Here is a 1,401-nt window from a genome sequence, read left to right on the forward strand (position 1 = left end):
GCCGGGACCCATATGTGGACGGCCCCCGTGCCACAAGAGTTTTTTGACGGTCTGATCGGATCGCTTGCATCCATATGTCCGGCCTGTTGATGCGGCTGGTGACCGCTGGCCAAGATGGTTTTCCGCGACGCGAGTTCCAAACACTCCAGCGACCTTTTACGGGCCAATGGGTCCCACGGATTGTCTCGCACCTTTGGATCGATCGAACCTACCATCTACTCCTCTTGCAGCTCCGGCTCAGTCGGTCAGGCGAACCCGGCCGACTGATCTCTTAAGCGGCGGCAGCCACCGATGCCTTGGACATCCGCGCGCCGTCGTAACTCTCACCTGTCACCATCAGCTTCCAGGCGATGCGGGCCATCTTGTTGGCGAGCGCCACCGCCGCGAGCTTCGGCGGCTTGCGCTTCAACAAGGCGATCAGCCAGGGCGAAGGATGACCACGGCCGTGCCTCGCTTGCTGGATCACCGCAGTCGCCCCCGCCACCAGAACGCTGCGCAACCTCTCATCTCCGGCGCGGGTGATCTTGCCGTGCCGGGTCTTGCCGGCCGTGGAATGGTCTTTCGGGGTCAGCCCGATCCAGGCCGCATAATGCCGGCCGGAGGCGAACGCGCTCGGATCCGGCGTCTTCATCACCGCCGTCGCGGCTCCGATCGGTCCTATTCCGGGAATCTTCGCCAAGCGCCGGCTATCGGCATTGGCGCGGTGCCAAGCCATCAGCCTGGCCTCGATCGACTTCAACTCGATCTGCAACTGCGCGTAATCCCTGCCCTGGAGAGCAAACAAATCGCGCGCCAATTCCGGAATGCGTTCGTCTTGCGCCAGCCGCGCCAACAACGGCTCAATCTGGTTCAGGCCCTGGGCCACTGTGATCCCGAACTCCGCCGCATAACCGCGGATCGCATTGCTGATCTGGGTGCGCCGCGCAATCATCTGCTCGCGCAGGCCGGCCAGCATCAGTGCCGCCTGCTGCTCGACCGTCTTCACCGGCACGAACCGCATCGTCGGCCGGCTCATCGCCTCGCACAACCCCTCGGCGTCCCGCCCGTCGTTCTTGTTGCGCTTGACGTAGGGCTTCACGTGTTGCGGCGCGATCAGCTTCACCTCGTGGCCGACCCGTTTAAGTTCTCGTGCCCAGTAGTGCGACGTACCGCAAGCTTCCATCCCGATCACGGTCGGCGGCAGCTTGGCAAAAAATTCCAGCATCTGCTTGCGCCCCAGCCGCCTGCACAACACCGGCCGCTCGGCCGCATCCACCCCATGCACCTGGAAAATATACTTCGACGTATCCATTCCAATTCGGATAATCTGCTCCACGGACGGCTCCCTTGTCTGAGATCTCAACAACCTCATTCTGGCACAACTGATGCCGTAGGGGGCCGTCCACACCATCACTCCGCGGC

Annotated in this window: 1 protein-coding gene; it reads right to left on the reverse strand. The window is 62.7% G+C overall.

Features of this window, described 5'->3' with window-relative positions; translation table 11 throughout:
• Window positions 1-271: 271 nt before the first annotated feature.
• Window positions 272-1,315, reverse strand: a complete 1,044-nt coding sequence (locus tag JQ609_RS34860; protein ID WP_212277149.1) for an IS110 family transposase — start codon at window positions 1,313-1,315, stop codon at window positions 272-274.
• Window positions 1,316-1,401: the final 86 nt, after the last annotated feature.

Source organism: Bradyrhizobium sp. AUGA SZCCT0169 (assembly GCF_018130085.1).
GTDB lineage: Bacteria > Pseudomonadota > Alphaproteobacteria > Rhizobiales > Xanthobacteraceae > Bradyrhizobium.